The sequence below is a fragment of the Nocardia amikacinitolerans genome, assembly GCF_900215415.1.
Taxonomy (GTDB): domain Bacteria; phylum Actinomycetota; class Actinomycetes; order Mycobacteriales; family Mycobacteriaceae; genus Nocardia; species Nocardia amikacinitolerans.
Map to the genome: position 1 here is coordinate 36,919 of NZ_OBEG01000007.1, position 23,566 is coordinate 60,484.

The following is a 23,566-nucleotide window of genomic DNA, read 5'->3' on the forward strand; positions in this document are numbered from 1 at the left end:
CACCCCCTGCGGGCCTATTTCGATTGAAGGTGACGTTCAGTCGGTCTGACGGTGTGGGGGACGCCTTCGGTCGGGGCGTGTCCTCGGGCTGGCAGGATTTATTGGAGTCGATAGTTTTCTTGACTCATTCCAGAAAAGTCTGCATCATGGGTTCATGCACACCAACCACGCCGACCCTCGCGCCTTGCTGCGAGCGGCAGGCCTGCGGGTAACAGCCCCGCGGGTCGCGGTGCTGGACGCGGTCGCGGCCGTACCGCATTCGGACGCCGATCGGGTGGCCGCCACGGTCCGGAAGACCTTGGGTGCGGTGTCGACGCAGGCCGTCTACGACGTGCTCAACGCCTGCGTGCGCGCCGGCATCCTGCGGCGCATCGAACCGGCGGGCTCGCCCGCGCGGTACGAGACCCGGATCGGCGACAACCACCATCACCTGGTGTGCCGGAGCTGCGGCACGGTCGTCGACATCGATTGCGCCGTCGGAAGTGCCCCGTGCCTGCAACCGTCGAACGATCACGGTTTCGTGGTCGACGAGGCCGAGATCGTGTTCTGGGGCCTGTGCCCGACCTGCGGCTCACGGGAGCGGCAGCCCGACGGGACGGACTGAACTCCGCCCACCGAGACAGCCGGGGCTCTGCCCGTCCCCGGTCGACGCCCATCTGCGAAGGAGGCTTCGAATGACCAAGCCGACAACCACCAACACCGGAATCCCGGTCGAGAGCGACAACGAATCGCTCAGCGCGGGCGCGCAGGGACCGATCCTGCTGCACGACCACTACCTGATCGAGAAGCTCGCCCAGTTCAACAGGGAACGGGTGCCGGAGCGGATCGTGCACGCCAAGGGCGCGGGCGCCTACGGCGAGCTGGTCGTCACCAACGACGTCAGCGAGTACACCAAGGCCAAGCTGTTCCAGCCCGGCGCGCGCACCGAGTCGCTGGTCCGGTTCTCCACCGTCGCGGGTGAGCAGGGCAGTCCAGACACCTGGCGCGACCCGCGCGGTTTCGCGGTGAAGTTCTACACCGAGGACGGCAACTACGACCTCGTCGGCAACAACACCCCGATCTTCTTCATCAAGGACCCGATCAAGTTCCCGGACTTCATCCGCTCGCAGAAGCGCTTGCCGGGCAACGGACTTCGCGATCACAACATGCAGTGGGACTTCTGGACCCTGCGCCCCGAGACCGCGCACCAGGTGACCTGGCTGATGGGCGATCGCGGCATCCCGAAGACCTACCGGCACATGAACGGCTACGGTTCGCACACCTACCAGTGGATCAACGCCGCCGGTGAGCGCTTCTGGGTGAAGTACCACTTCAAGACCGACCAGGGCATCGAAAACCTCACCCAGGCCGAGGCCGACCGTATCGCGGGCGCGGACGCCGATTACCACCGCAAGGACCTGTGGGAGGCGATCGAGCGCGGCGACTTCCCGAGCTGGACGCTGTACGTGCAGGTCATGCCGGTGGCCGAGGCCGAGGGCTACCGCTTCAACCCGTTCGACCTGACCAAGGTGTGGTCGCACAAGGACTACCCGCTGATCGAGGTCGGCAAGTGGACGCTGAACCGGAACCCGGGCAACTACTTCGTCGACATCGAGCAGGCCGCGTTCGAGCCGTCGAATGTCGTTCCCGGCATCGGCTTCTCGCCGGACAAGATGCTGCTCGGCCGCGTGTTCGCCTACGCCGACGCGCACCGCTACCGCATCGGGACCAATTACGCACAGCTGCCGCCGAACCGGGCGCGGGCGGCGGAGGTGAACTCCTACTCCAAGGAGGGCGCCATGCGCTACGACTACAACGACGCGAGTGTGCCGGTGTACGCGCCGAATTCGTTCGGCGGCCCGCACGCCGACCCGGAACGCGCGGGCGACAGCGGCATCTGGGACTTCGATCCGACCATGGTGCGCGCCGGGTACGTCCAGCACGCGGAGGACGGCGATTTCACCCAGGCGGGCACCCTCGTTCGCGAGGTGTACGACGACGAGCAGCGTGATCGGTTGGTGGACAACATCGTCGGGCACGTCCTCGGCGGTGTCCGGGAACCGGTGTTGTCGCGGGTCTTCGAGTACTGGAAGAACGTGGACGCGGATCTCGGCAAGCGCGTCGAGGAGGGCGTGCGTGCCGGGCTGAACGGCAACGGTTCCACCCCGCCGCCCGCGCAGGGCTGACGTTTCGTGCACACAAGGGCGCGCACCGCAAAGGTGCGCGCCTTTTGCGTTCTCCCGCAGTGGTTCTCGCGATCAGCCGCAGCCGCGGAGCGCGGGATCCAAGCCGTCGAGAATGATCTCGACCTGCTGAGCGAAGGTGTCTGCCGGCATCCGCACGTCCGCGGAGTCCGCCTTGGACGTGTAGCGCTTGTGCAGCCGGGGGTAGTTCCGGGACGCGGCCTCGCCCGCCGCCAGCATCTTGTCGAGCCAGTCCGCGGCATCGAGCCCGCTGCGCCGGATCACCGCGAGCGAGGCCGCTTCCGCCGAGGTGATTCCCACGACGTAGCCGAACAGCACGTTCATCGCGTTGTCTGCGCGCTCCTCATCGAATCCGGCGGATTCGAGCACCGCGAGAACGCCCTCGCAGGAGCGCATCATGTTCGGCCCCAGGTACAGGGTGCCGATCTCGCCGAACACCGCGGCTAGCCACGGGTTGCGCAGGATCAGCCCGCGCAGCTCCGTCGCGTACTCCCGCATGGCGGCACGCCAGCCGCCGGGGTGCGCGGAATCGGGGACGGTCAGCTCGCCGATCACCTGATCGGCGGCCAGCTCGATGATCTCGTCCTTGTTGGCGACGTGCGTATAGAGCGAGGTCGCCCCCGCGTTCAGTTTCGCGCCGAGCTTGCGCATGCTCAGCGCTTCGGTGCCCTCGCTGGCCAGCAGCTCGATCGCCGCGGCGACGATCTGCGCGCGGGTCAGCGCGGGCTGATCGCGCTTGCGCCGCTGCGGCCGCGTCCATACGGATTGGATCTCGCCGTCGTCGGCATCCATCTGCGTTCCTCCTCGGTCCTTCGGTCAGCGTAGCGCGTGCTCGCACGGCGTTCGCTCGATCACACGACGTTCGCTATTGCGAACAGTGTTCGGTGACCGTACAGTGTTCGTCAGAACGCACGCCGTACGGTACGGCTACTCGAAAGGGCTCCCGATGAAAACGACCGACCTCGCGGAGGCGACCGCGACAAGCCGCGACCCGCGGCGCTGGCTGATCCTGATCGTGCTGTGCCTGAGCACACTGGTGCTGGTCATCGACAACATGGTGTTGAACGTGGCCATCCCGCAGATCGCCACCGACCTCGGCGCGAGCGCCCAGGACATCCAGTGGATCATCGACTCCTACATCCTGGTGTTCGCCGGGCTGCTGCTCACCTCGGGCAGCCTGTCCGACAAGTTCGGCCGCAGGCTGGTGATGATCGTCGGCCTCGCGCTGTTCGGCGCCGCCTCGGTCCTGGCGGCCTTCGCGACGACGCCCGAACTGCTGATCGCGGGCCGGGTGGTGATGGGCATCGGCGGCGCGCTCATCATGCCGAGCACCCTGTCGATCCTGATCACCGTCTTCGACGAGGACGAGCGGCCCAAGGCGATCGCGGCGTGGAGCGCGGTCGCGGTGGTCGGCATGGTCGGCGGACCGGTGACCGGCGGGCTGCTGCTCGATCACTTCTGGTGGGGTTCGGTGTTCGTGCTCAACTTGCCGATCGTGGTGCTGGCGATCGTGGCCGCGATCGTGCTGATGCCGGAGTCGAAGGGCCCGTGGCGCAAGCCGGATCTGCCTGGCATGGTGCTGTCCGTCGTCGGCATGACCGCGCTGGTCTGGACGATCATCATGGTTCCCACGCACGGCCTCACCGACAGCGGCACCATGACCGCGGGCGCTATCGCCGTGATCTGCTTGGCGGGCTTCGTGATTCGCGAACTGACCACCGATTCGCCGATGGTGCCGCTTGGGCTGTTCCGCAACCGCGTCTTCACCGGATCGAGCTTCTCGCTGGTGCTGCTCACCTTCGCCAACGGCGGCCTGCTGCTCGCGCTCACCCAGTACCTGCAGTTCGTGCTGGAGTACACGCCGACCGAGACCGCCTTCGCGTTCACCCCGATGGCCGTGGCCGTGCTGGCCTTCAACGGACTCGGCGCAACCCTGGCGAGCAAGGTCGGCAACCGCAGCATCACCGCGGTCGGCCTGACCGTGACCGCCGTCGGCTTCGGACTGCTCACCCTGCTGGAGCCGACCTCGAGCTTCTGGCTGCCCGCACTCGCGATGGCCGTCATGGGTAGCGGCTTCGGTCTCGCGATGCCCGCGACGATCGGCGCGCTGATGGGCGCGGTCCCCGGCGAGCACGCGGGCGTCGGCTCCGCTCTCAACGACACCATCCAGCAGGCGGGCGCCGCCCTCGGCGTCGCGGTGCTCGGGGCGGTGCTGTCGAGCACCTACTCCGACGCAATGCCCGCCGAAGCACCCGAATCCGGCCGCGAGTCCATCTCCGACGCACTCGCCATCAGCACCGCCACCGGCGACACCGGCCTGGCCGCCGCCGCCCGCGACGCCTTCACCTCCGGCATGTCGACCACCTTCATCGTCGCCGCCTCCTCGGTCCTCTGCGCCGCCGCCCTCTCCCTGGTGCTCCTGCGCGAACGCAAAGACCCGGACGCGCCGGTCCTGGAATCGGACGAGTCCACCGAGGTGCTCGCCGAATCACGCTGAGCAACAGTCGATCCGCGAAAAGGGAAGCTGAGCTACCGCCGAACCGCCAACAGAAGCCGAGCGTCCGAAGGATCGCGGAGAATGGTGCGCACCCGTACGGTGCGCACCTTTCGCGTTCTGCCACAACGGTTGTCGCGTCGACCAGGAGCTCGTCCAGGACATGCGGTCACGGTGCGGTCGGCCGACGGCCTACCGCGCCAGCCTTGCGAACGCCTGTATTCGGAGCCGTGAGCACGCACGCCGGTGGCGAATGCGATGCACACGGACGGTGTTTTTCCGGGCAGCGCGCAGTGCGCCCGAAGGGGGGCGCTCCGATCGCCGACGGGCGGCGGATCGAGTCCGACGGATGGACCTGGCCGGTGCCCGGCCAGGTTGCTTCACTACAGCAGACCCCACCAGTACAGCACTGCGGCAAGGATCCAGACCACCACGGTTTCCATCGTCGCTCCAATCATCGATCGCAACGATTCCATCATCGCTCGCGCGGCGGGGAAGTGTTAGCAAATCCGGATCTACCAGGCACTTCGCCCATACAAGGTGTTCTTAAGGGCGCGGCAAGACGCGGGCCGCATTGTTTGTGTCAACACCGGTTCGACCGGAACACCGGACCTCACGAAGGACGCACAGACGATGATCGGCAAGCTGAGCACCGCCCTCGCTCTCTCCACCACCACCGCCGCGCTCGTGTTCGGCGCGGGCGCCGCCTCGGCCGACATCGGAGTCCCCGGCGTCGCGCTCACCGGTCAGGCGACCTGCACCCACAAGGACGACCGGATCGAGATCGAGATCGCCGCCCCGATCGTCTACGCGCAGCCCGGCTACCGCCCCGGCGAGCACCAGCAGATCCGGTACCGCACCCTCGTCTACGACGCTGCCCAGCACACGCTGGCCAGCGCGGGGGAGTGGGAGAAGGGCAAGGCCACCGACACCAAGCCCGCCGAGATGGACGACACCGAGGTAAAGGTGCTGCGCAACGACCCGAACGCCTACCAGGTCGTGCAGCAGGTCGAGTGGCTGGCGCCGGACGGGGAGAACCCGGTCGCCAGTGCCGATCTCGCCGCCACCGGATACCTGATCAAGGACGGCCGTACCGAACTCGGCACGTTCGAGTACTGCCAGTAACCAGGGGGAAGGGGGGAACAAGCCACCACCGGGGGTGGGGAACCGGGCTCGACCTGTCCACGAGGGGTGACAGGTCGGGCCCCGGGGATAGCCCGGCCGGGTCGGTCCACGAGGGGTGACCGACCCGGCCGGATCTCCTCCGGCGGCGCCATCGACGGCTCTTCCTGGAGCTGGTGGGCGAAGGAGGATCGCCCCCTGCCGAAGGTAACCGTCCGGTCGCAGGCCAGGAGTCCCACCCGAAGGTATGGGCGGGCCGGTTCACGAGGGGTAACCGGCCCGCCCCATCGTTGTCACCTCGGTGGATCGCGTTCACGGTAAGTTCGTTTGCGGCGTCGAACGCGCGGCTGTCACGCTGGATGGATGGAACGCTCGGTCACACCGACAGGGCCTGCCTATCGCCTGCTGGCCCTCGATCACGAGACACAGTTGAATGCCGCCGAAAAGCGGCTGCTCGACGAGTTCGCCACCATGTTCACACCCGAAACCGTTGTCGCCTACCTATTTTCGTCGTACGAGGAGTTCCTCGCGCGCGCCACGGTGACGCTGTATCTGCCGACCCTTGCGGAGAAGTTCGCCCGCCAGCAGCTGGACGCCAAGGCGAAGCTGGAAGGCAAAGTGGCGCAACCGCGTCCGACCGTTCTGTTCTTGTGCACGCACAACGCGGGCCGTTCCCAGATCGCCCTCGGCTTCTTCACCCATCTCGCTCGGGGCCGCGCGGTGGCGTGGTCGGGCGGCTCGGAGCCGAGTTCGCGGCTCAATCCGGCCGCCGTCGACGCGATGGCCGAGATCGGCATCGCTATCTCGGGCGAGTATCCGAAACCGTGGACCGAGGAGATCGTTCGCGCCGCCGACGTGATCGTCACGATGGGTTGTGGGGACACCTGCCCGCTGGTGCCGGGCCCGCGCTACCTGGAGTGGATCATCGAGGACCCGGCCGGATTGGAACTCGAGGACGTGCGACCCATCCGGGACGACGTGGGTCGGCGGGTCGAAGGTCTGCTCGCGGAACTCGGTGTGCCGGTTCGCTAGACGCTTCGCTCCGGCCATGCGCGGGCTACGGACGGACTGCGTCCGGCTGTGTCGGATATGCGGGGAGTTCGTAGGACTCGGTCGCGGTGAGCATCCGCATCATCAGCGGCTTCATCACCTTGGCGGTCATCAATCGCGACACCGCGCGCCCCGCGCGGATGCCGAGCCGGGTCTTCGGGGTCATCGCACGCAGACCACCGGGCGGCAGCTCCTGGGCCTTGGCGACGAAGGGCCGAAGCACCTCCTCGTAGCGAACAAGTGCACGTTCCGGATCGTCTGCGCGCGAGGCGATCTCACCGGCAAGCACGTAGGCGCCGACCAGCGCCATGGCGGTGCCCTGCCCGGTCAGCGGCGAACCGCAGTATCCGGCGTCGCCGAGCAGGGCGACGCGGCCGCGGATCCAGCTCGGCATGTCGATCCGGGCCAGTTCGTCGAAGTAGAAGTCCTCGGCCTCGGTCATCGCCGCCGTGATGGCGGCCGAATGCCAGCCGCCGCCCGCGAGCCGCTCACTGATGAGTCGCTGTTGCGCCGCGACATCGCGGCGCAGCGTCGGATCGGCGTCGCCGCGCAGCATGACGATCGCCTTGCACGTCGACGGGTCGGCATCGGGGCGCAGTCCGATGCCGGTCGCGCCGACCAGTGAATGCATCGAGAACCAATGCGGTTCGGTGCCTTTCGGCGTCGGCATGGTGAAGAACGACATGTATCCGCCCAGGTAGGTGGCGAAGGCCTCGTCCGGCCCGAACACCAATCGCCGCGTCGCGGAATGCAATCCGTCGGCGCCGATCACGATGTCGAAGCGCTCGACGGCGCCCGAGGCGAAGATGACCTCGACACCCTCGGTGTCCTGATCTATCTCGGTGACCCACTCGCCGTAGCGGTAGTCGACACCACCCGCCGCCGCGAGCGCGTCGAGCAGGACCTGGTTCAGATCGCCCCTGGTGATCTCGATTTCGGCGACGCCGCCCTTGCCGTCGAAAAGCTCTGCGGGCAAGCGCAATTCCTCGCGGCCCGCGTCGTCGAGGTAGAGCATGCCGCGTTCGTCGAGCTGTCGGGCCTGGATGCCCGGCATCAGTCCCATTCGCTCGGCGACCTCTCGACTGGGTCCGCGCAGGTCCACCGCCTGCCCGCCGGGGCGCGGCGCGGCCGCCCGCTCGACGACGGTGGCGCGGATACCTGCGCGGAGCAGTTGCAGCGCAACGGCATTGCCGCCGATACCGCCGCCGCTGATCAGCACGCGGAGGGAGTTGGTGGTGGGGGTGATGCTCATGTCGGCTGCTCCTGGTTCGAATGTCTTAGACAAATGTCTAACAGAGGAGTTGCACGTTTGTCTAGTACAAATGTCTAAATCCGTGGACACGCCGAACGCCGATGGCCCGGCAGCGGGTGGGCTGCCGGGCCATCGGAGGAGCGCGGGTGATCAGTTCGCGGCGTTCAGATACGCCTTCCAGCCGCCGAACTCGGTGATGTCGGTGGCGGTCAGGGCCGCGTCGTAGGTGCAGGCGAAACCGACCACGGACCGCCCGTCGGCGAGTTCGATGCTGGTCAACGCCATGGGCGGGGGCAGTTCCGCCAGGAAGCCGCCGAGCCCGGCGCGCGAGACGGTGAACAACTCGCCGAGGATCGGCGCGCCGAGGCCAGCGCCGTGCCTGACCAGTCCCGGCTTGGCGGGAACGGTGTCGAGGGCGGTCAGCCGATAGGCGTCGGTGGTGGAGATCTCACCGGCGAACCGGGCGCCGATCCGCTCGAGCTGCCAGTGCAGCGGCTGGCCGCGCAGGTGCGCGCCGAACACGGCGAGCTGCACCCCGTCCTCGACCAGCAGCGGCGCGTGCGCGAGTCCGCCGATGCGGGCGGCGATGTCGATCGCGACCTGATCGCCGAAGGTCGGCGTCACCACCATCACGCCGAAGGGAGTGCCCGCCGCGGTCGGTTGACCGGGAACGGCGACCGCCGACATGTCCAGCAGGTTGCAGAAGTTCGTGTAGGTGCCCATGCGGCGGTTGATGCCGATCGGATCCGCCTGCACCGCGGCGATACTCGGGTGTTCGGTGGTGGTCGGCAGCAGCAGCGCGTCGCAGTCCCGCAGCAGCAGCGCGGTTCTCGCGCGGGTGCGGGTCAGCGTGTCGAGGTCGGCGGCGAAGCCAGGGCCGGTGGTGGACTCGGCCGCGCCGATGATGGCCGCCACCGTGGGATCCGCACCCGCAGGACCGGTCGCCAGGAACCGCCCCACCGCCGCATAGCGTTCCGCGACGATCGCGCCGTCGTAGAGCAGCAGCGCCGCCTCGAGCAGCGGCGAGATATCCAGCTCGACCGTCTCGATACCGGAATCGGCCACGGCGGCAACGGTTCTCGCGAAGGCGTCGCGGTATTCGTCGCTCAGTGCGGCGAGATCCGCGGCCCGCGGCACCGCGACGCGCGGGGACTGCGGCGCGGCGAGCCGGACATCGGCGGGCCAGTCGCGACTGCGCGGATCGTCCGCCTCGGGACCGGCCATCACGGCCGCCGCGGCGACCGCCCGATCGAGGTCGGTGGCGAACACGGTGACGGCGTCGTAGTCGGCGCAGGCCGGGACGACGCCGTGCGCCGGAATGATCCCCAGGGTCGCCTTGATGCCGACGATGCCGTGCAGCGCGGCGGGCACCCGGCCCGACCCGGCCGTGTCGGTGCCGACGCCGATGTCGGCGAGGCCGAGCGCGACCGCGACCGCCGAACCCGAGGACGAGCCGCCGGAGATCAGCTCGGGATGCTCGGCATGCCGCACCGCGCCGTACGGGCTCCGGGTGCCGACCAGGCCGGTGGCGAACTGGTCCAGGTTCGTCTTGCCGAGCACGATGGCGCCCGCGGCTTGCAGCCGCGCCACCGACGTCGCGGTAACCGTTGCGGTGTAGGCGAATTCGGGACAGGCGGCGGTGGTGGGCAGTCCCGCCACGTCGATGTTGTCCTTGACCGCGACCAGCTGCCCGGCCAGCGGCAGCGTCTCACCCGCCGCCAGCCGCCGCTCCACCTCGGCGGCGTCGGCGGCGGTCTCGTGCTCGGGGCGCAGCGTGATCCACACCTCGGGGCGGTCCACCTCGGCGATGCGCCGGTACGCGGCCGCGACCCGCGCGGTGGGCGAATCCTGCTGGATACCGACGACGCCTGCGGTCATTCGTCCACTCCGATCACTGCCAGCGGGGTACCGGGGGCCACCTTGGCGCCCGGCGCGGTCAACACCCTGAGCACCGTGCCCGCGCCAGGGCTGTGCACGGGCAGCTCCAGCTTCATGGCCTCCAGGATGGCGACCGGCGCGCCCACCTCGAGCCGCTGCCCCTCCTCGACCTCGACACGCCACACATTGCCGATCATCGGCGCCGTCACGACGGTCGCGTCGGCGGGCAGCCCGGCCAACGGGTCCGCGACGGATTCGAGCCGCTCCGGTTCGGTTGCCGTGCGCTCGAATTCGCCCGCCGCGTGCCACGCCCGCTTCTCCGCCTCGAACGCCGCCGTCTGCTTCGTCTCGAATTCCGCGATGGATGCGGCGTTCTCGGCGAGCAGGCGCAGATGATCGGCCAGCGCGAACGTCCCTTCGCTCACCTCGGCGTCGAACCGGCCCGCGGCCGCCGCCGTGCGATGCTCGAGCAGTTCCTCGGGGCTCACCGGTTCCCAGACGATGCGGTCGAAGAACCGGAACAGCCACGGGGTACCCGGCTCGAAGGGCGCGGACTGCCGATAACTCGACCAGATCGGCACGGTTCGGCCGATCAGCTGGTAGCCGCCGGGGGATGCCATGCCGTACACGCACAGGTACTTGCCGCCGATGCCGACCGCGTCCGAGGGGGTCCAGGTGCGGGCCGGGTTGTACTTGGTGGTCACCAGGCGGTGTCGCGGATCGAGCGGAACCGCCAGCGGCGCACCGAGATACACGTCGCCGAGGCCGAGCACTAAGTACTCGGCGTCGAACACGGTGTCGCGCACTTGCTCGACGCTGTCGAGTCCGTTGATGCGCCTGATGAATTCGACGTTCGACGGCAGCCACGGCGCGGTGTCGCGGACGCCGCTGCGATAGCGGTCGATCGCTTCGGCGATGGAGGGGTCGTCGAAGGAGAGCGGCAGCCGGATGGTGCGGCTCGGCACCACGAGATCGTGGGTGGCGGGCAGTTCCGCTTCCAGCTCGACCAGCGTGCCGAGCAAACGGTGCTGGGCGAGCACCTCCGGATCGAAGTGGATGTGCAGCGAACGGACACCGGGCGTCACGTCCACGATGCCGGGCAGACCGGCCGCGAACAACGCCTCGGTGAGCGCGTGCACCCGCATGCGCAGACCCAGGTCCAGCACCATCTCGCCGTATTCGACGAGGATGTTGTCGTCGCCGCCGCGCAGGTACGCCACCCGAGGTCGGTCTTCGTCCCCGGGAGCCGTGCCGAGGACGCCGCGATCGCCCAGAGCGTCGCTGGTGGCCGAAACCGTCGCTTGCGCGCGGCGGTTGTCGGAACGGCGCAGCGCGGTGGCCTCGGCGTCGTCCACGGGCACGAACCGTACGGTGTCGCCGGGCCGGAGCTGGCCGAGCTTCCACCGGTGCGCCGAGATCACGGTGATCGGGCAGGCGAAACCGCCGAGGCTCGGTCCGTCCGGGCCGAGCAGGATGGGGGTGTCGCCCGAGACGTTGAGCGCGCCGACGCTGTAGGGGTTGTCGTGCAGGTTCGACGGGTGCAGACCCGCGTCGCCGCCGTCGGCCCGCGACCAGGTCGGCTTCGGGCCCTCGAGCCGGATGCCGGTGCGGTTGGCGTGGCTGCCGACCCGCCACGGGTGCGCCGCGAACTGCTCCATGTCCGCGTCGGTGAAGTAGGCGGGGGCGGTCTGCGGGCCGATGCCGACGGCCAGCTGCCACTCGTGGGTGAACTCCGGCCGCGTTGGCGCCGGAGCAGGCTCGGTCAAGCCCGCGCGGTCGGCGACGATGTGCAGAACATCGCCCGCCGCAACGGCTTTGCCCGTGGTGCCACCGAACCCGCCGAGGGTGAACGTGGACGCGCTGCCGTGGTAGAGCGGGGCGTCGATGCCGCCGCGCACGGCGAGATAGGTGCGCAGGCCCGCGTCGTGCGGTGCGCCGATGTCCAGCACCGAACCGGCGGGGATCGTGATCGGTTCCCACATCGGCGCGGGCTCGTCGTCGACGGTGATCGGTGCGTCCGCGCCGGTCACGCAGACCACGGTGGTGGCGGCGAAGCGCAGCCTCGGACCGTTCAGCGTGCACTCCAGGGCTGGGACGCCCTCCGGGTTGCCGACGGCGGCGTTGGCCAGGGTGAAGGAGAGGTCGTCCATCGGGCCGGATGGCGGGATTCCGACCTCCCACAAGCCGATTCGGCCGGGACGATCCTGGATGGTGGTCATGGTGCCGCCGCGCAGCACGTCGATGCGTGGTGCGGTGGGGCGGATGTCGGCGAGCGTGCTCGTGACGTGAGAAGTCGTCAGGACCCGCGGATCCGTAGCCGCGGCGTGCAATTGGGCGAGGTTCGTCTGGACGCCGTGGATCCGGGTCTCGGCGAGGGCGTCGGCCAAACCGGTGAAGGCAGCGTCGCGGGTGGGGCCCGCGGTGATCACCTTGGCCAGCAACGGGTCGTAGTACGGGCTCACCTCGGTGCCGGTGCCCACCCAGGTGTCGACGCGCGCGCCGATGGGGAATTCGGCGGCCGTGATCAGTCCGGCGCTCGGCCGGTAGTCCTGACCGGGGTCCTCGGCGTAGACGCGGGCCTCGACGGCCCAACCCGATTGGGCGGGACCGGTTTCCGGCAGTGCGTCCAGCATCGTGGCGTCGCCGCCCGCCAGCCGCAGCATCCATTCGACCAGGTCCACGCCCGTGATCGCCTCGGTGACAGGGTGTTCGACCTGGAGCCGGGTGTTCATCTCCAAGAACGAAGCAGCGCCGCGTTCGGCGTCGTAGACGAACTCGACCGTGCCCGCCGAGCGGTAGTCGACCGACTTGGCCAATTCTCGTGAGGCGGAAAGCAATTGGTCGGCCAGCTTTGGGTTGATGCCAGGCGCGGGCGCTTCCTCGATCACCTTCTGATTGCGGCGCTGTAGTGAGCAGTCCCTGGTGCCGAGGCTGACCACCCTGCCGTGCCCGTCGCCGAAAAGCTGCACCTCGACGTGCCGCGCGCGTGCCACGAAACGCTCGAGGAAGACACCCGTCGAGGCGAAGTTCGTCGCGGCGAGTCGCTGGACCCGCAGGTAGGCCGCGCGGAGTTCGTCCGCGGTGAAACAGCTCTGCATGCCGATACCGCCACCGCCACCGACGGCCTTGAGCATCACCGGAAACCCGATCAGCTCCGCCTCAGCGACCGCGTGATCGGCCGACTCCAGCAGGCCGCTGCCTGGAATCAACGGCACGCCGACACGTTTCGCGGCCTCGCGCGCGGTGTGCTTGTCGCCGAAGATCCGCAGCTGCTCCGGCGTCGGGCCGACGAACGCGATACCGGCGTCGGCTACCGCGGCGGCGAAATCCGCGTTCTCCGAGAGGAATCCGTAGCCGGGATGGATCGCGCCAGCGCCGGTCGCCTGCGCCGCCTCGATCACCAGGTCGGCGCGCAGATACGACTCGGCCGCCTGGGCCGGGCCGAGCCGGACCGCGGCGTCGGCGGCCGCCACGTGCGGCGCGGCGGCGTCGGCGTCGGAGTAGACGGCGACGGTCTTCAGGCCGAGCATCTTCGCGGTGCGCAGTACCCGGCCCGCGATCTCGCCGCGATTCGCGACGAGCACAGTGTCGAACTCCACCGTGTACTCCTTATTCAGTTGCCATCGACATCGCCGCGATGGCGCGGGTGACCCGCTCCAGGACGACGTCCAGTGATTCCCCGATGTGGGTGTGCAGCAGGCGATACGCCAGCGGCAGGTCGTCGGCCAGCACCGCGTCGAGGATCGCGAGATGCTCGGTGATCGTGGTCTCGATCCGGTTGTTGACCATGAAGTCGTACATGCGCACGTGCCGAATGCGGGAGTTCACCGATTGCAGCGCGCGCACCAATTCGGCGTTGCCCGCCGCGGTGAGCAGCGTGACGTGGAATTCCTCGTCGCGCACCACGAAACCCGGTTCCTGCTCCGGCGGATCGGCCTGGAGTTCGAGCCAGCTCGCCCGCTCCGCCTCCAGCAAGGCGTGATCGTGGCGCACCGCCGGATTGCTGATGGCGCGTTGAATACCGCCGAGCTCCAACGTGATTCGCAACTCGTACAGATCGCGAATGAGCGGAATGCTCGGCCGCACCGGGCTGAAGCCGTACTCCTCCCTGCGCAACAGGCCGTCCGAGCAGAGCACGGTGAGCGCTTCACGAATCGGAGTACGCGAAATACCGAAGCGCGCGGACAGTTTCGGCTCGGTGAGCCGCTCCCCGAACTTGATGTCACCGTTCATCAGCTCGTCGCGCAACGCCGCATAAACCACGTCCCGCAACGGCCGTCCCGCCGCATCAGCCGTCGTGGCCACCCTTGTCGACATGCGTGTATACGCTATGGACCTCGCGTTTCCACCATGTGTCCGCAAGTTATCAAGCGGTAAGCGTCTCCTCACCGCCCACTCCGGATCAGTGCGGCCGAAACGAAGTTCGCCGCGGCACATCCATCCGCAGCGCCGCTCGGAGCTCGAGCGGCTCGCGACGCGCCAATGCGACGCGCCGACGAATCCGGACATTCCGCCGGACATGCTGCGCGACAGGACATTTGACCGAGCACATCGCATAAGGTGTGCACACCTCCCGTCGAGGGGCGGTGGACTCTGGTCCAGACACCGCGCCCAGAAAGGAGGTGGTGGGGGAATGGCGAAGCATCGCCGGAAGAAGAGCAAGGCCCCGGTCGATTACGGCATCCTGTGCATAGCGGCTGTCGTGACCGCCGGGGCGCTCTCTCTGGTCCGCCGAGTGCGGGCTAGGTAACCCACCCGGGTGGGGCGTCGTCGGAAGCGGCGCTCCACCCTCTCGGCATCACCGAAGTGACGCCACGAACTATACCGCCTCGCTGTAGCCCCTGTCTCGAAAGCGATCTCGCGCGATCACCGCGTCATCGCAGGCCTTCGATCAGGTCGCGCATGAGTTCGGTGGCTCGGGGGCGGCCGTCGTCTACCTCGGTGAGGGTGAGGGAGAGTTCGGTGAGGGCGCCGTAGAGGGCGCTGGCGAGCAGTTCGGCGGGGTAGGGCTTGATCAGCTGGTCGGCCAGGAGGGTTCGGACGGCGTCGAGCACCAGGCCGCCGAGGTGCTGCCGATCGAGCTCGCGCCAGCGCTGCCAGCCGAGGGCGATGGGGCCGTCCATCAGGACGATCTTGCGGTAGTCGGGGTCGGCGCAGACGTCCAGAAACGCCCCGACGCCGCGCTCGGCTTGGTCGAGCGGATCCGAGCCCGCCGCGGTCGCCTCGCGAATTCGTTGCGCCGCTTGGCTTTCCAGTTCGTCGAAGACCGCCTCGAAGAGTCCGCGTTTGCCGTCGAAGTGATGGTAGAGCGCGCCTCGGGTGAGCCCGGCGGTCCGTACCAGCTCTTCGGCCGAGAGCTTGGCGTAGTCGCGCTCGGCGAACAGCCGCCGCCCGGTGTCGAGCAACGTCTGGCGTGTGTTCTCGGCGTACTTGTCCCGCATGGTCTTGACAGGCTCCATACGTCAGGGATATCACATACACATTGAATCTCGGATACACCGTGTATGGAAGCAGGTCGAGATGGTGCAATCGGCGGACGTCGTAGTCGTCGGCGCGGGCGTGGCGGGGCTGGTTGCCGCTCGCGAGCTGGTCCGGGCCGGAAAGGAGGTGCTGGTCCTGGAGGCGCGGGACCGAGTCGGCGGACGGCTGCTCAACGAAGACCTGCTCGACGGCATCCCGATCGAGATGGGCGGGCAGTGGGTCGGTCCGGGTCAGGATCGGGTGCTCGGCTTGATCGCCGAACTCGGGCTGTCCACGTTCCCGACCCATGTCGCCGGACAGAACATCGGCGAGTTCGGCGGCAAGCGTTCGGTCTTCAGCGGCCGGATTCCCAAGCTGAACCCGCTCGCGCTGGCCGACATCGGACAGGCGCAGCTGCGGCTGGACCGGGTGGCGCGCGCGGTCGCCGAACGCGACCCGTGGCTCGCCGAGCAGGCCGACAAGCTGGACGGCCAGACCTTCGCGACCTGGGTGAACAGGCACGCTTACACGCCGACGGGACGCGCCTTCCTGCGGTTGGTCACCGAGGCGGTGTTCTCCGCCGAGCCGGAAGATATGTCCGCGCTGTGGGCCGCGTTCTACGTCGGAGCGGCGGGCGGGCTCGACGCGCTGATCAATACCGATGGCGGCGCGCAGCAGGACCGCGTGGTCGGCGGCAGTCAGCGGATCGCGCTCGAGCTGGCCGCGGAACTCGGCGAGCGGGTCGTCCTCGACGCCCCGGTGGCGGATCTGATCTGGAGCGACGACGAGTTGCGGATCTCGGCCGGTCGCACGGTTGTGCGGGCGCGACGGGCGGTGATCGCGGTGCCGCCGCCGCTCGCCGCGCGGATCCGGTACCTGCCCGGGCTGCCCGGTGGGCGTGATCAGCTGGTCCAGCGCATGCCGATGGGGCGGGTCATCAAGTTCAATGTCGCGTATCGCGAACCGTTCTGGCGGGCGCAGGGTTTCAGCGGCCAGGCCAACAGTGATACGCGGCCGGTCGGCACGGTCTTCGACAACACCCCGCCGGACGGCGCGCCCGGCGTGCTCGTCGGCTTCTTCGAAGGCAAGCACGCCGACGCCGCGTCCCGGTTGGATCCCGAAGCGCGCCGAGCGCAGGTACTGAAAGACCTCGTCGGCTATTTCGGCCCCGCGGCGGCCGACCCGATCGCGTACCGCGAACGCGACTGGGCCGAGGAGGAGTACAGCCGCGGCTGCTACGGAGCTTTCGCGACACCGTCCACCCTCACCCGCTTCGGCCCCGCGCTGCGCACCCCGATCGGACCGCTGCACTGGGCGGGCACCGAGACCGCGACCCGCTGGGCGGGATATATCGATGGTGCGGTCGAATCAGGTGAGCGTGCCGCGCGTGAAGTGCTCGCCGCATTGGTGCGCAGCCGAACGACCGTGATCTGACTCGTCGTCCCCGTTGGGGGCGCAGACGTCGCCCGACGACGCCACAGAGCAACCTCTCCTGCGGAAAGGCTCGAAACCCGGGAAGCTGTATCGGTCGGCAGACAAAACAGAGGCCCTGACCAGCGAACTGGTCAGGGCCTCTATCGTGTCTCAACCACACGAGTCGGGGTGACAGGATTTGAACCTGCGACCTCTTCGTCCCGAACGAAGCGCGCTACCAAGCTGCGCCACACCCCGTGAAGCGAACCTGGAGTAGCTTACAACAGGGAAGGTCCAGACGTTAAACCGGCAGGTCAATCAGCTTTCGTAGGTGCGAACGCTGCGGAAGATCCGCTTGGCGGTCTCGGCGTCGACGGCGTTCGGGACGCCGGTGTCGGCCGCGATCACCATGACGAAGCTGCCGATGTCGGCGCCGGTGGCGAAGGTGTACACCGAGTACTCGGTGGCGCAGCCGGGCTTCGCGTCGGTGATGGCGCCCCTGGTCTCGACGAACGTGCCGTGCTGGGCGCCGTCGAGGGAGTCCAGTGGCTGCGGTGCGCCGGGGATGCCGCCGCCGGGCGCGTTCGGGTAGGCGATCTTCGCCGTCTTCGTGCCGAGTTCGGTTGCGGCGCGGACGGTATCGGTGTTGTCCGAACCGGTGACGAACGCCACGGTGCGCGTCGAGCCGGGGCAGTAGTCCTTGCCCTCGGTGGCGTAGCCCTTTCCGCCGACGGCGTTGGGCGGCTTGCCGAAGCCGCCGGAGTCGCCGACGGTCCAGTCGGCGGGCACGTCGTACGCGGCGCCGCTCTCGGGCGCGACGACGACCTGGTAACCCGGAACCACCGGCGGCCCCGCGTTCGTCTCCTGCCGCCGCGCCGGGGCTCGCGTACCGGACGAGGTGGTCAGCGCGCTCACCATCGACGGCGTCCCGTCCGCGCTGGCCTCCTCCGGCCCGCCCGCGACGACCACCGCCGCAGCGCCCGCCGCCAACACCGTCGCCGCGACTCCGACACCGACCCAGGCCCGCGCGCCTCCCGCCCCGGACCGAGGAGACTCGGTCACCCACTGCGGAATCGACCCGTTCGCCGTGGTCCACTGCGAAACCGACCCGTCCGCAGGCAGGTGCGGCACCGCACCCGGCGTGGCCGACCAACGGTCACGGTCCTGCTGTGGACCCGAGCTGTCGGTGGGCGTGTGCAATACCGGACCTGGCGTAGGTGACCAACCGCTGCGGTCCTGCTGCGGGGCGATACCCGGAGTGGGCGCGAACCCGCCGTGCGGCCCTCCCGTTGGTTCCATCGAGGTATGGATGTGTGGCTCGATCCCCTGCCCGGCTTCCGGCGAACCCGCAGTGGGCTGCGATGCAGCAGCGGACTGCGATGCAGCAGTGGGCTGCGATGTCGCAGTGGGCTGCGATGCCGCAGTGGACTGTGAACCCGCAGTGGGCTGCGTGCCACCAGCGGGCTGCGCGCCACCAGCAGGCCGCGAGCCCTCGGTGATTCCGCCCGGGACGTACGGAGGGTGCGTCGCGAAAACAGGCGCACCCGGCGGCATTGATCGGACGTGCGAAGCCCATTGAACCGCTGGAGGATTCGGCACACCCCCGAACTCCGAACCGCCCCGCACCACCGTATGGTCCGGAGCGCCGGGCATGCCGATGACGCCGGGTTCGGTGTGCGGGCCGTCGAATCCTCTGCTCAAAGTCGTCCCCTAGTCGACTGTTTCAAGTTTCGGCACGCGACCCTACCGGGTCGGCACGGGACGGCCCGCGCCCGGTGAGCACGGACAAGCCTTGCGCCGCTTGATATATGCGACCTCCGGCCGTCCGCGACACGAAAACCGGACACGCCTACAGCGACACCGAGATCCACGATGAGCTGATGACTTTCATCGGCGCCGGGATCGGGCCGATGACGAACTACGTCCGCCGGTACCGCCGAGGGGCGATCAGCGAGAGACGGTCTCCGAAGTCGAAAGCCCGTGATTGCTCTCGGCGGCCGGACGCTTCGGCGGCGCGGCGACGAGGGTGAGCAGGGTGGCTTCGGGGCGGCAGCAGAAGCGGTAGGGCGCCCACGGCGAGGTGCCGATGCCCGCGGAGACGTGCAGCTGCGTGTGCTCGCCCCACTTCGACGGACCCTTCACGCGCGACTTGTCGATGCCGCAGTTGGTGACCAGCGCGCCGTAGCCGGGCAGCACCAGTTGGCCGCCGTGGGTGTGGCCGGCCAGCACCAGGTCGTAGCCATCGTCGGCGAAGCGGTCCAGCACCCGCGGCTCGGGCGAGTGGGTGAGGCCGATGCGCAGATCGGCGAGGGGATTCGGGGCGCCGGCGACCGTATCGTACCGGTCGCGCCGCAGGTGCGGGTCGTCGACGCCGGCGGTGGCGATCCGGACGCCCGCCACCTCGAGGTCGCGGCGTACGTGGGTGAGGTCGAGCCAGCCGCGTTCGGTGAACGCCGCCCGCAGGTCCTTCCACGGCAGCGGCGCGCCGAAGACGCGGCGGTGATCCTTCTTGAAGTACTTCAGCGGGTTCTTCGGCACCGGCGCGAAGTAGTCGTTGCTGCCGAAAACGAAAAGGCCAGGGCGGGAGAGCAATCCGCCGAGGGACTGAACCACCGCGGGCACCGACTTCTGGTGCGAAAGGTTGTCGCCGGTGTTGACGACCAGGTCCGGCTCCAGCCGATCCAGCTCGCGCAGCCACTGCTGCTTGAGCTTCTGACCTGGCATCATGTGCAGATCGCTGATGTGCAGCACCCGTAGGCTCGACGAACCGGGCGGCAGCACCGGCATGGTCGCCTCGCGCAGGATGAACGCGTTGCGTTCGATCAGCGAGGCGTAGCCGATTCCGGCTACCGCGGCCCCGGTGGCTCCCAGCGCGGTTCGGCGGACGGCGGCGGTCGAGATTACGGGCATTTGCCCAGCATAGGTGAGGGTGCCTCAGAACGCCGAGTGTGTTTCCGCACAGCCGCGCCGAACGGACGGAGAGGGTCCGCGAGCAGCGGTGATGGCACGCGCCGAGGCGAAATGTAGTGGGACGGGCGACGTCGACCGGATACCGTGTGCCTCATGTCGGAACTCAAAGATCGGCTGCGGACGGACATGACCGCCGCGATGAAAGCCAAGGACACGCTACGCCTCGCGACGTTGCGCATGCTGCTTGCCGCGATCCAGACCGCCGAGGTCGCGGGCGCCCAGGCGCGTGAACTCTCCGACGCCGAGGTGATCGCGGTGCTGCAGAAGGAGGCGAAGAAGCGCAACGAGTCGGCCGAGGTCTACACCCAGGCCGGTCGCGGCGAGCTCGCCGCCAACGAACACGCCGAGGCGCGGATCATCGACGAGTACCTGCCGACCCAGCTGACCGAGGCCGAGATCGCCGACCTGGCCGACACCGCGATCGCCCAGGTCGCCGAGGAAATCGGCGAGCGACCCGGCATGCGCCAGATGGGTCAGGTCATGAAGATCGCGACCGCGCTCGCCCAAGGCAAGGCCGACGGCTCGCGCATCTCCGCGGCCGTCAAAGCCCGCCTCTGACACCGCGCCCCGAAAACCAGAACCGCCGACCGGCAGCAACGCCGGTCGGCGGTTCTCTGTTTACCTAGGCCACCAAGGCGGCAGCGGGAAGCCCGGCGGCAGCGCCGGAGGCGGCGGCAGCGGACCAGGAGCGGGCGGCGGCGGTGCCTGGCGCTGGGTGCCGTCACTGATGTAGATCGTGATGACCGATCCGGGGATGGCCGAACCGTTCGGCGCGGTGCTCATCACACTGCCCTTGGGTGGCGGGCCGGACCCGTTGACGGCCGAGACCTGGAAGCCAGCGGCGATCAGCGCGGTCGTCGCCTCGCCCTGCGACATACCGACCACATCGGGCACCTGCGAGTTGTTCGCACCGCGGACGTACTTGTCGTCCAGCGGCGGCAGCACCGGCGGCGGGAAGTTGCCGATGACCGGCTTGATCGCGTTGAACCAGGTGCGCGCGGGTTCGTTACCGCCGAACAGGCTGCCGTCACCGCAGTTGCGCAGCGGGAACGAGCAGATCTCGCCGGGCGTCGGGCTGTCGCCGTAGACGTAGACCGCGGCGGCCAGCGAGTTGGTGAAGCCGAAGAAGGCCGAGGAACGGTGGCTTTCCGTGGTTCCCGTCTTGCCTGCCATCGGCAGGTTCCAGCCGGTGGCCTGGGCCGCGGCCGCTGCGGTGCCAGCGGTGTCGTCCTTGCTCATCGCGTTGGCGAGCGTGTTGGCAAGGCCGGGCTCTACCACCTGCTCGCAGGCCTGCTGGGTGAGCGGCACCTGCTTGCCGCTGCGGTCGACGACCTCCTTGATCGGGGAGGGCGGGCACCAGCGTCCGCCGGAGGCAAGCGTCGCGGCGACGTTGGAGAGCTCGAGCGGGTTGATCGCGACCGGGCCGAGGGTGAACGAGCCGAGGTTCTGGTCCTTGATCATGTCGGCCAGGCTCTGGTTGCCGTGCCCGGAGCTGCCAGGGGTGGTGAACGAGCGCATGCCGAGCCGCACCGCCATGTCGACGGTCGGGGTGACGCCGACGGCCTGGATCAGCTTGACGAACGCGGTGTTCGGTGAGGTGGCCAGCGCCTCGGTCACCGACATCGGCGACTTGTAGCGGCCCGCGTTCTCGACGCAGTAGGTGGCGGGCGGGCAGCCGCGGGCGCCACCGTTACCCATGCCCCGCGCGTCGAAGCGGCCCGGCACGTCGAGCTGGGAGTCGATGCCGAGGCCCTTCTCCATGGCGGCCGCCGTGGTGAAGATCTTGAAGACCGAGCCGGCGCCGTCACCGACCATCGAGAACGGCTGCGGCTGCACCGTCTCGTTGGCATCGCGGTTGAGACCGTAGGTGCGGCTGCTCGCCATGGCGACGACGTCGTGCGAGTCCTGGCCGGGCGCGATCACCGACATCACCTCGGCGATGTTGTCGAGGTTGGGGTTGGCCGCCTCGGTGACCGCGCGCTTGACCGAGTCCTGCACGGCCGGATCGAGGGTGGTCTTGATCAGGTAACCGCCCTTGTCGATCTGTTCGCGGCTGATGCCCGAATTGGCCAGGTACTGCAGCGCGTAGTCGCAGAAGAAGCCGCGGTCCTGGGCGGCGATGCAGCCGCGCGGCAGGCCCTTGGGCTCGGGCAGCACGCCGAGCGGCTCCGACTTGGCCTTGCGAAACTCCTCGGCGCGCGCCGGGATGTTCTGGATCATCGTGTCCAGCACGGTGTTCCGGCGAGCCAGCACGCCCTGCGGGTTGGTGTAGGGGTTCAGCTTGGAGCTGGACTGCACCATGCCCGCGAGCATCGCCGCCTGCGGAACGTTCAGGTTGGCCGCGTCGATGCCGAAGTAGGTCTGCGCGGCGTCCTGGATGCCGTAGGAGGAATTGCCGAACGGCACGAGGTTCAGATACCTGGTGAGGATCTCGTCCTTGGTGAGTTCCTTGTCCAAGGTCAGCGCCATGCGGATCTCGCGGATCTTGCGCGCCGGGGTGGTCTCGATCGCCGCGCGGCGTTCGGCGTCGGTCTTGGCGACGACGAGCAGCTGGAAGTTCTTCACGTACTGCTGGTCGAGGGTGGACGCGCCCTGCTGCACCTCGCCGCTGGTGGTGTTGGTGAGGAACGCGCGCATCGTGCCCTGCCAGTCCACGCCGTCGTGGTCGGCGAAGCGGCGGTCCTCGATGGAGATGATCGCCAGCTTCATGTCGTTGGAGATCCGCTCGCTCGGCACCTCGAACCTGCGCTGCTCGTAGAGCCAGGCGATGGGAGACCCGTTCTTGTCCACCATGGTCGAGACCGCTGGGACGGTGCCCTCGACCAGTTCCGCGGAGACGTTGTCCACGGCGTCGGCGGCCCGGTTGGAGACGAACCCGAATCCACCGGCGAGGGGGAACAGGAGCCCGGCGAGGAGCACCGCGGCCAGCGCGCAGCTGCCCGCCAGCTTCGCGAGCGTATGTGTGATCGGCACATTCGACACGTTCCCAAGGGTACGGGTTGCACTTCGCGCCCTCTCGGGTGTGCTTGTCCGAAGGCGAGATCCGGTGTTCGTCCAGGCCTGTTGGGCGTGTCGCTTGGGCGTGTCCGGCGTGTCATGCGTGGGCGTGTCGCGAATCGGGCCGACCGACCGGTTCCTTATCACGTTTGCATGGACGGGCGTACCAAAAAATCTCGAGACGGTCTTGCGCTCGGGCCATACCTTTACCTAGATTGAGAACCCAGTGTGATGGAGCTAACACTCAAAGTGGAATGTGGTTCAGAGCGCAGCGGGGTTCGGGTTGCTGCGATCTGGCACGCGATTCTGGAGCGCCGTTGACCCGGTGTTCGGACTGCAAAGGGGCACACCAAATGCATATGACAACCCCCATCGCTCGATTGGACGTAGAGCAGGCCGAAGCGCGAATCGCCTGGGTATCCCAGGCCCGATGCAAGGAAGTGGATCCCGATCAGTTGTTCGTCCGCGGCGCGGCGCAGCGCAAAGCGGCGACGATCTGCAGGCACTGTCCGGTGCTGATGCAATGTGGAGCCGATGCACTCGACAATCGCGTCGAGTTCGGCGTGTGGGGTGGGATGACCGAACGGCAGCGGAGGGCGTTGCTGAAACAGCATCCCGAGGTGACCTCTTGGGCCGATTTCTTCCAGGCCCAGCGCCAGCACCAAGTGGCGATGTAGTCGAAAGAACGAGAAACCGAGCCCGCGATTGCGGGCTCGGTTTCGTTTGCGGCTATAGCGATTCCGCTTC

General features: G+C 68.4%; 17 protein-coding genes and 1 tRNA gene. 8 read left to right on the forward strand and 10 right to left on the reverse strand.

Annotated elements, in window-relative coordinates:
- Window positions 1-154 precede the first annotated feature (154 nt).
- Together CRP45_RS27665 and CRP45_RS27670 are read left to right on the forward strand one after the other, a co-directional pair.
- A complete protein-coding gene (locus CRP45_RS27665; RefSeq protein ID WP_097247685.1) occupies window positions 155-604 on the forward strand; it encodes a Fur family transcriptional regulator in 450 nt (149 codons plus the stop codon).
- Window positions 605-674: 70 nt separating this feature from the next.
- Entirely contained in the window at window positions 675-2,165 is a 1,491-nt protein-coding gene (locus tag CRP45_RS27670; RefSeq protein ID WP_097247686.1) for a catalase, read from the forward strand.
- Window positions 2,166-2,237: 72 nt separating this feature from the next.
- Here the strand turns inward: CRP45_RS27670 and CRP45_RS27675 are convergent, their stop codons facing one another.
- Window positions 2,238-2,975 (reverse strand): TetR/AcrR family transcriptional regulator, encoded by a 738-nt coding sequence (locus CRP45_RS27675; protein ID WP_097247687.1) that lies wholly within the window; start codon window positions 2,973-2,975, stop codon window positions 2,238-2,240.
- Window positions 2,976-3,129: 154 nt separating this feature from the next.
- Between CRP45_RS27675 and CRP45_RS27680 the strand changes: the two genes are divergently transcribed.
- The 3 genes from CRP45_RS27680 (at window position 3,130) to CRP45_RS27690 (ending at window position 6,831) form a co-directional block, all read left to right on the forward strand.
- Window positions 3,130-4,680: an MFS transporter gene (locus CRP45_RS27680; RefSeq protein ID WP_097247688.1), complete on the forward strand. Its 1,551-nt coding sequence runs from the start codon at window positions 3,130-3,132 to the stop codon at window positions 4,678-4,680.
- 630 nt (window positions 4,681-5,310) lie between these two features.
- Window positions 5,311-5,802, forward strand: a complete 492-nt coding sequence (locus tag CRP45_RS27685; protein ID WP_097247689.1) for a hypothetical protein — start codon at window positions 5,311-5,313, stop codon at window positions 5,800-5,802.
- A gap of 360 nt (window positions 5,803-6,162) precedes the next feature.
- Window positions 6,163-6,831, forward strand: coding sequence for an arsenate reductase ArsC (locus CRP45_RS27690; protein WP_097247690.1), 669 nt, complete (start codon window positions 6,163-6,165; stop codon window positions 6,829-6,831).
- A 25-nt stretch (window positions 6,832-6,856) separates the two neighbouring features.
- On the opposite strand, the gene CRP45_RS27695 is transcribed toward CRP45_RS27690, so the two are convergent.
- From CRP45_RS27695 to CRP45_RS27715, 5 genes are all read right to left on the reverse strand, one after another.
- On the reverse strand, window positions 6,857-8,101 hold the full coding sequence (locus tag CRP45_RS27695; protein WP_097247691.1) for an FAD-dependent monooxygenase: 1,245 nt from the start codon (window positions 8,099-8,101) through the stop codon (window positions 6,857-6,859).
- 150 nt (window positions 8,102-8,251) lie between these two features.
- On the reverse strand, window positions 8,252-9,979 hold the full coding sequence (gene atzF / locus CRP45_RS27700; RefSeq protein WP_097247692.1) for an allophanate hydrolase: 1,728 nt from the start codon (window positions 9,977-9,979) through the stop codon (window positions 8,252-8,254).
- A complete protein-coding gene (gene uca / locus CRP45_RS27705) occupies window positions 9,976-13,578 on the reverse strand; it encodes an urea carboxylase (RefSeq protein WP_245910504.1) in 3,603 nt (1,200 codons plus the stop codon). Before uca ends, atzF begins: the two co-directional genes overlap by 4 nt.
- A 10-nt stretch (window positions 13,579-13,588) precedes the next feature.
- Window positions 13,589-14,296, reverse strand: coding sequence for a GntR family transcriptional regulator (locus CRP45_RS27710; RefSeq protein WP_067790236.1), 708 nt, complete (start codon window positions 14,294-14,296; stop codon window positions 13,589-13,591).
- A gap of 557 nt (window positions 14,297-14,853) precedes the next feature.
- Window positions 14,854-15,438 carry a TetR/AcrR family transcriptional regulator gene (locus tag CRP45_RS27715; protein WP_245910507.1) on the reverse strand — a complete coding sequence of 195 codons (585 nt, stop codon included), beginning with the start codon at window positions 15,436-15,438 and terminating at the stop codon, window positions 14,854-14,856.
- Between CRP45_RS27715 and CRP45_RS27720 the strand changes: the two genes are divergently transcribed.
- Window positions 15,419-16,873: a flavin monoamine oxidase family protein gene (locus CRP45_RS27720; RefSeq protein WP_143861558.1), complete on the forward strand. Its 1,455-nt coding sequence runs from the start codon at window positions 15,419-15,421 to the stop codon at window positions 16,871-16,873. The genes CRP45_RS27715 and CRP45_RS27720 overlap by 20 nt on opposite strands.
- Window positions 16,874-17,036: 163 nt before the next feature.
- On the opposite strand, the gene CRP45_RS27725 is transcribed toward CRP45_RS27720, so the two are convergent.
- From CRP45_RS27725 to CRP45_RS27735, 3 genes are all read right to left on the reverse strand, one after another.
- Window positions 17,037-17,110: transfer RNA gene (locus tag CRP45_RS27725), tRNA-Pro, on the reverse strand.
- A gap of 60 nt (window positions 17,111-17,170) precedes the next feature.
- Window positions 17,171-18,151 carry a DUF8017 domain-containing protein gene (locus tag CRP45_RS27730; RefSeq protein WP_218841198.1) on the reverse strand — a complete coding sequence of 327 codons (981 nt, stop codon included), beginning with the start codon at window positions 18,149-18,151 and terminating at the stop codon, window positions 17,171-17,173.
- A 648-nt stretch (window positions 18,152-18,799) separates the two neighbouring features.
- Entirely contained in the window at window positions 18,800-19,762 is a 963-nt protein-coding gene (locus tag CRP45_RS27735) for a metallophosphoesterase (RefSeq protein WP_067790227.1), read from the reverse strand.
- 153 nt (window positions 19,763-19,915) lie between these two features.
- Between CRP45_RS27735 and CRP45_RS27740 the strand changes: the two genes are divergently transcribed.
- Window positions 19,916-20,380: a GatB/YqeY domain-containing protein gene (locus CRP45_RS27740; RefSeq protein WP_097247696.1), complete on the forward strand. Its 465-nt coding sequence runs from the start codon at window positions 19,916-19,918 to the stop codon at window positions 20,378-20,380.
- Window positions 20,381-20,440: 60 nt separating this feature from the next.
- On the opposite strand, the gene CRP45_RS27745 is transcribed toward CRP45_RS27740, so the two are convergent.
- Window positions 20,441-22,795, reverse strand: coding sequence for a penicillin-binding protein (locus CRP45_RS27745; RefSeq protein ID WP_097247697.1), 2,355 nt, complete (start codon window positions 22,793-22,795; stop codon window positions 20,441-20,443).
- A 377-nt stretch (window positions 22,796-23,172) separates the two neighbouring features.
- Between CRP45_RS27745 and CRP45_RS27750 the strand changes: the two genes are divergently transcribed.
- Window positions 23,173-23,496, forward strand: a complete 324-nt coding sequence (locus CRP45_RS27750; RefSeq protein ID WP_011206869.1) for a WhiB family transcriptional regulator — start codon at window positions 23,173-23,175, stop codon at window positions 23,494-23,496.
- Window positions 23,497-23,566: the final 70 nt, after the last annotated feature.